General features: G+C 35.4%; 6 protein-coding genes. 2 read left to right on the plus strand and 4 right to left on the minus strand.

The window, feature by feature from the left end; genetic code table 11:
* Positions 1-201: 201 nt before the first annotated feature.
* From BP621_RS05655 to BP621_RS05670, 4 genes are all read right to left on the minus strand, one after another.
* Positions 202-420 (minus strand): DUF2180 family protein, encoded by a 219-nt coding sequence (locus BP621_RS05655; protein WP_292388438.1) that lies wholly within the window; start codon positions 418-420, stop codon positions 202-204.
* Positions 421-431: 11 nt separating this feature from the next.
* Positions 432-662, minus strand: coding sequence for a DUF2180 family protein (locus BP621_RS05660; RefSeq protein WP_292388439.1), 231 nt, complete (start codon positions 660-662; stop codon positions 432-434).
* 116 nt (positions 663-778) lie between these two features.
* The gene (locus tag BP621_RS05665) at positions 779-886 is read right to left on the minus strand and encodes a desulfoferrodoxin (protein ID WP_292388440.1); all 108 of its coding nucleotides are present in this window, start codon (positions 884-886) and stop codon (positions 779-781) included.
* A gap of 301 nt (positions 887-1,187) precedes the next feature.
* A complete protein-coding gene (locus tag BP621_RS05670) occupies positions 1,188-1,310 on the minus strand; it encodes a hypothetical protein (protein WP_292388441.1) in 123 nt (40 codons plus the stop codon).
* 1,146 nt (positions 1,311-2,456) lie between these two features.
* Here BP621_RS05670 and BP621_RS05675 point away from each other — a divergent pair.
* A complete protein-coding gene (locus BP621_RS05675) occupies positions 2,457-3,644 on the plus strand; it encodes an acyltransferase family protein (protein ID WP_292388442.1) in 1,188 nt (395 codons plus the stop codon).
* A gap of 731 nt (positions 3,645-4,375) precedes the next feature.
* Complete coding sequence (locus tag BP621_RS05680) at positions 4,376-5,479, plus strand: HEAT repeat domain-containing protein (RefSeq protein WP_292388443.1); 1,104 nt, start codon at positions 4,376-4,378, stop codon at positions 5,477-5,479.
* The last annotated feature ends 67 nt before the right edge of the window (positions 5,480-5,546 follow it).

Consider the following 5,546-nt stretch of genomic DNA (forward strand, 5'->3'; position numbering starts at 1 on the left):
TAAAGCAAGAAAATTTTACAATCAAGTAAAAGAAATAAAAGTAAAAATGTTAGTGTATAACATAAATAAAAAGATTATAAATTTGTTTTGGATGAAATTGAGAATTTCTATAAAGCTAGAAACTTAATATCAATAGAACTGAATGGGAAATCTGCTTTTGGTCTAAAACACGATTAGTCGAAATTTTGAAAATAGTTTGTTTTAGACGCAGCTGTCTCCAAAAGTGGTGTCAATGCACTCACGACACATCATTCTAGGAAGATCTTTCTTTAGCGTCAAATGGGGAAGTGGATATCCTCCTTTCATTGGTAACTCTACTTGTTTTATATGCTCCATACAAAGGCCTTTTCCACAGACAATGCAGACACCTACTGCTTCATTTACTTTATTTTCTTCAGAGCAATCATAACATTTCAGCATTCTTGACCACCTCAGCAAACCTCATTAAATAGGCAGTTTTCCTTCAGTGCTTCATGACATGGAAGACACAAAATTCTTTTAATGTGCTCAAGGTCAGGTTTGAGTTCAATTGGGTAATTTCCTTCCCAGACAGGAGTTTCCTCACGAATAAGGTGCTCTTTGCAAACCCCTCTACCACATGCAATACAAATCCCAACAGCGTCAGTATTTCTACCTTCTCTGGCACATTCATAGCATTTCATAAGCTTTCCTCCAGGTAAGAAAAGTTGTTTATTTATCCGAAAATTTGGTTAAAATGCATGAGAGTATAATTTATTAATCAATTTATATAGATGATCTTATTTCTCATTAATAAGGGTCATTTCCTGGCCACAACAAACAAGAACTCCCCACCTACTTCTTCTACTACAACTTCGTTACCGCATATCTCACAGAGATATCTTTCCCCTTTTGCAGATACACCCATAAACCTTTCACCCGTTTCCTCTAAGTTAGTATTTTCAAAGCAATTTAATTAAACTTTCCCATTGCTAGACTTATTCAGTTTTTAAGAACAATCCAAAACTCAGAACTGACTATCTGAAAATTTTAATAACAAAAGATTGAATTCGCTATGGGATGAAACCTTAAAAGACATATGGTTTTATGTGCCGTGGAGGGTTATCAAATAACCAAGCACTAATATCTTTTTATATTTTTTTAAATAAGGGATGTGCTTATTTTCTTATATTATTAAAGACTCACCCCACTAGCGGATAAGAGCCTGCTTACTTGCAGGTGTCAAGAAGACCTTTCTTTTTACCTCCTCTTTGTTCAGAGGGGTGTATCGGTTCAACTTTGGCTTCTTCTTCCTTTGGTTCTACCTTCTTTTCTTCTTTATGGTGGGTCATAGATTCAACTCCTAAATCAGTTATACTTTTAGCAATTTGTATACATACTGCATTTTGTTTAAATGTTTTGTTAGCCTTCAAAGGATTTCCAATCTTTATGTTATGTTCGGATTGCTTCTGTCAGCTGCTCTTAAATACATTGTTAATTTTTCCCATCCCTCCTTCTAGCCAATAAAGCATTATTTGATTCAATTGAATCGAATTTAAAAACATTTACACAATTTATAGATTTTAATATTCTGGGACCGCATAATTTGATATTGATTCCACTATCGACTAACCGATATCAATTAACTTTCCTTTCATGTTACAATAAATAATTCTCCCAGTAGTTACACAATTATCCTCGTAATTATTTTAAATTATTTATATGAAATATTTTTTCTGAACAAAAGGCAGGCTAGCATAAAATATTTTAAAGTCAAACAACAATTTTATATTAATAAAGTGTGTGGGCTTTCTGTAAAAGCATTTTTCGTTATGCACAACTTTTTACAACAAAACTACGCGTTGAGACTTTTCTAAAACAAGTTTTATTTTAAGTGAAGAAATGTTAAAAGTAGATAGGAGAGAGGAAACACATCAAATTACAGAACTAACAGAGTTTTAGATCTTAACAGCTTGCTATAATTAAAACAGATTAAAAAAATAGGAAAATATCAAGGAGGAACATGAAGTGAGAAGGCAGTAGAAAGAGTAATGTAGGGAGCCCGAGATCACCGCATACATGGGCTGTATCCCCAACAGCCCTTTAAACAGTGTTCCCCCAAACGCTGCTCAAAGAAGTATAGGTAATTATTCAGGCAATTTTTATGTGGTGTGGTAGATTCTAGTTTACCCTTCTACTCCGCCTTCACAACTCCATAATATACTAATAATTTAAAATATTTTAAATTATTTATAACAAAAATTCTTTCCAAAAAAATATTTTTTTCAAGCCAAAGATTTCAATGAAAAAAATTATTCTGTATTTATATATATAAGAAAAATATTTTTGGTAAAAATACGATAAATACAATCAGTAAGTGTTCTATTTGTAGATAAAGTATCTAACTCTTCCGATTTTTATATATCATCCGTATATTTGACAGAACCAAATAAGCAAATATTTATATCTTGTTAACACTGTTTACACTTAGGTGAAACATGAGGCTTCACTGGGTTGACGCTTTAAAAGGGATGGGGATTATGCTTGTGGTGCTTGCTCATCACAGCTTGCCGGTAGCACTTGATACTTACATTTTCTCATTTCACATGCCGCTTTTCTTTTTTATTTCCGGCTTCCTGTTTGACTTTGAAAAATATGCTGAATCGACTGTAAATTTTGTAAAAGAGAGGTGCAGGTCGCTTATTTTGCCTTATTTCGGCTTTGTATTACTTACCTGTCTGTTTTACTTTTTGTTAGACACTGTATTCCAACCAGGAATTACAAATATTCCTTTTTTTGAAAATAGTGCCTTCTATAGTATTTATTCCATCCTTTATGCACTGGGGCCTCTAATTTCTTATAATCCGCCCCTCTGGTTCCTGACCTGCCTTTTCGTAACCGAGTTACTTTTTTATGGATTTGCAAAAAAGTATTACTCGGAACCAAAAAAGCTTGTACTCGGGCTTACTGTATCCGGAATAATTGGATATCTTTATTCCATATATGTGCCTTTCAGGCTTCCCTGGAACGCTGATGTCACTCTTTCATCTGTAGTCTTTTACGGAGCTGGAAATTTATTTAGAAAATTCATAGAACCCAATGAACAGAAGCCAGAAGAAAAATTCGGCGGTTTCTGTTCGGGATCAGTTTCGAAATGGTCAGGTTTGATAGAGTTAAGTTCGAGAGGGTCAGGTTCGAGCTTAAGAACAGTTTTCCCCAGGATTGATAAGTTTCTTCCTGGAATTTTTATCCTTCTAAATCTGCTATATCTCGGGTATCTTACGGAGTTTTCCACGACAGATAAGGTCAATATGAATGTGCTGAAATATGGGGACTTCTTTTCATACTATCTTCTGGCCTTCTCAGGAATCTTCGGCTTTGTTTATCTGTTTAAAAACGTCAGGGGTTCAAAAATACTGGAATATTACGGAAGAAATAGCCTGATTGTGCTTGCCCTTCATTTCCCTCTAAAGGATATCCTGATAAAACTAGCAATTATGGGCTTTGGAGTCGAACTTGAGTATTTTTACTACAATTTGGCTTTTGCTTTTAGCTTAACTGTGCTGAATCTTCTCTTCCTTATACCTGTAATTTTCCTTATTAACAACTATTTCCCTTTCCTGATAGGAAAAAAGAGTTCTTCTGTTAAGTTTGAATGTCTTAAAGCTTATTTCAGAAATTTGTAAATTAACAGGAGTATTTTTATTAAGGATTAACAGGCTGTCTGCTAATTACTAAAAAAATAGACAGATTTTTTCTTTTTCAAGTTAAAGTCTTAAGTGCTTTCTTTTCATTACCTTTTTACTCTGAAATCGAATTCTTGGACAGCCTGTAAGAAATCCAGAGTAAACTTATAAAACCCTGATCAAGAGGATTGGTTTGTCCAACTGTCCAGTTAGCTTATCTAATAAGGGTTTCAATTAATTCTCTGAAAGGCCACGGTGAATTATCGGTTCTACTTTAATAACTTTTTACTTCCAGCTAAAATCCAGAATCAATACTTATATGAGGAAACCTGCTAGATTGGGATATTGTAAATAAAGGATATTTAGATAGGATGGCAACAGGTATGGAAAGATTTGTTTGAAATGAGGTCTTCAGGTATTTGCATTTGCGGTAGAAGTTTCCTCGTTTTAATTATGTTTTTCTGGAATTGGTAGATAAAGGAAAAAAGATTCAGCTTGGAAATAACTTGTCAAACTCATAGGTGAAAGAGGACGACTAAATCCGAAAGACTGAGGCTGATACCCTCAGTGAGGTCTTTTTGTATTTATCGGACAGGAACGAAATATATTCAAATCTTGTGCTACTGGCCGAAAAAAGATGGTTCTGTGCTCAGGAGAGTTGCGAGAACTCCTGCTTTTATTCGTCCTCAATTTCTGATGAATATAAAACAAATGAAAGGGAGTTGGAAGAAGTGGAGAAAAATAAACAAGATGATAAAGGTAAATCTGCAGGAATCTATGGAGTGGGATCAAAAAAAGAAGATTATTCGCGAAACTCGGACAAAAATCAGAATGAATGGAATGAAGTCCTTAAGATGACAGGGGATAAAGATACAAATGTCAGAAAGCGCGCCGTAGAGTTACTTTTCCCTACTTTTCAAAATACTGAGGATAAGTCAGGAGTATTTTTCGACCTAGCCAAGCTAACTGAAAGCAAGGATGCCCACCTTCGGGAAAAGGCTGCAGAACTCCTTTCAGTTGCTTTTGAATATTCTGACAATAAACAGAAAGCCTGGAACGAGCTTATTAGGCTTGCGTCAGTTGAGGATAGGAGAGTTCGGAAGGGAGCTGTCATTGCTCTTTCATCCAGGTATGCAGAAGCCCCTGATAAAAAAAAGGCATGGGAGGATCTTATAAGGCTTTCGGCTCACAGTGATAATTTTGTGAAGCTAGTCGCAACGCGAGCTCTTGGAGCTGCCTTTTTCTATGTGCCGGATAAAACCCAGGCCTGGAGAGATCTTCAGGCGCTTACTGATGATCCATACGTTTATGTCAGAAGGTATGCTTTCCGCTCGCTTGGAAAAGCTTCTCTCTGGAGGGCTTTAAAGGCAGAAAACGAAGCTACTTATATTTTTGGGCTAAAAGAAGCAGTCAACTACTTTAAAAAAGCATTTGAAGCCTCTGTTGGTTTTCATATTCCGGAGTTTTATTATCCATTTTATCAGGCCCTGTTGTTTATTCTTTTCAGCGACAGACCTGAGATAGCAAAACTTGAAAGTAAGCAGTACCTTTCTAGAATGGCCGATGAAGTAAGGGACATGAAAGATAAACAGAAACTTCTCGAAATCTTTGAACAGTTTGCAGAACTTCTCAGGCACGCAGGAAATCTGGCTCAGGGAGATATATCTGCGCAGAAAATGCTGCTTGAAACCTCTATTCTGCTTTTTAACCGGTTTTCAGGCATCTTTGAAAATAATGAAGAAAAGGCTATTTTCGCCCATAAAATTGTGAAAAAAGAGCATTCAAACCTTGGAAAAACACTTCATGAACGGGTCGAGAAAAAGAGACATCCTTAACAAAAGATCCTAAAAAAGAATATCTGACTTGAAATGAGAAGTTGGAAGCCCTTTCAAAAAACTGCTT

This window comes from Methanosarcina sp. UBA5, from assembly GCF_002505485.1.
In the GTDB taxonomy this organism is placed as follows: domain Archaea; phylum Halobacteriota; class Methanosarcinia; order Methanosarcinales; family Methanosarcinaceae; genus Methanosarcina.

Coding starts and splice junctions, on each gene's coding strand:
- BP621_RS05655 (WP_292388438.1), bottom strand. CDS start 420: ATGCTGAAATGTTATGATTGCTCTGAAGAAAATAAAGTAAATGAAGCA.
- BP621_RS05660 (WP_292388439.1), bottom strand. CDS start 662: ATGAAATGCTATGAATGTGCCAGAGAAGGTAGAAATACTGACGCTGTT.
- BP621_RS05665 (WP_292388440.1), bottom strand. CDS start 886: ATGGGTGTATCTGCAAAAGGGGAAAGATATCTCTGTGAGATATGCGGT.
- BP621_RS05670 (WP_292388441.1), bottom strand. CDS start 1,310: ATGACCCACCATAAAGAAGAAAAGAAGGTAGAACCAAAGGAAGAAGAA.
- BP621_RS05675 (WP_292388442.1), top strand. CDS start 2,457: ATGAGGCTTCACTGGGTTGACGCTTTAAAAGGGATGGGGATTATGCTT.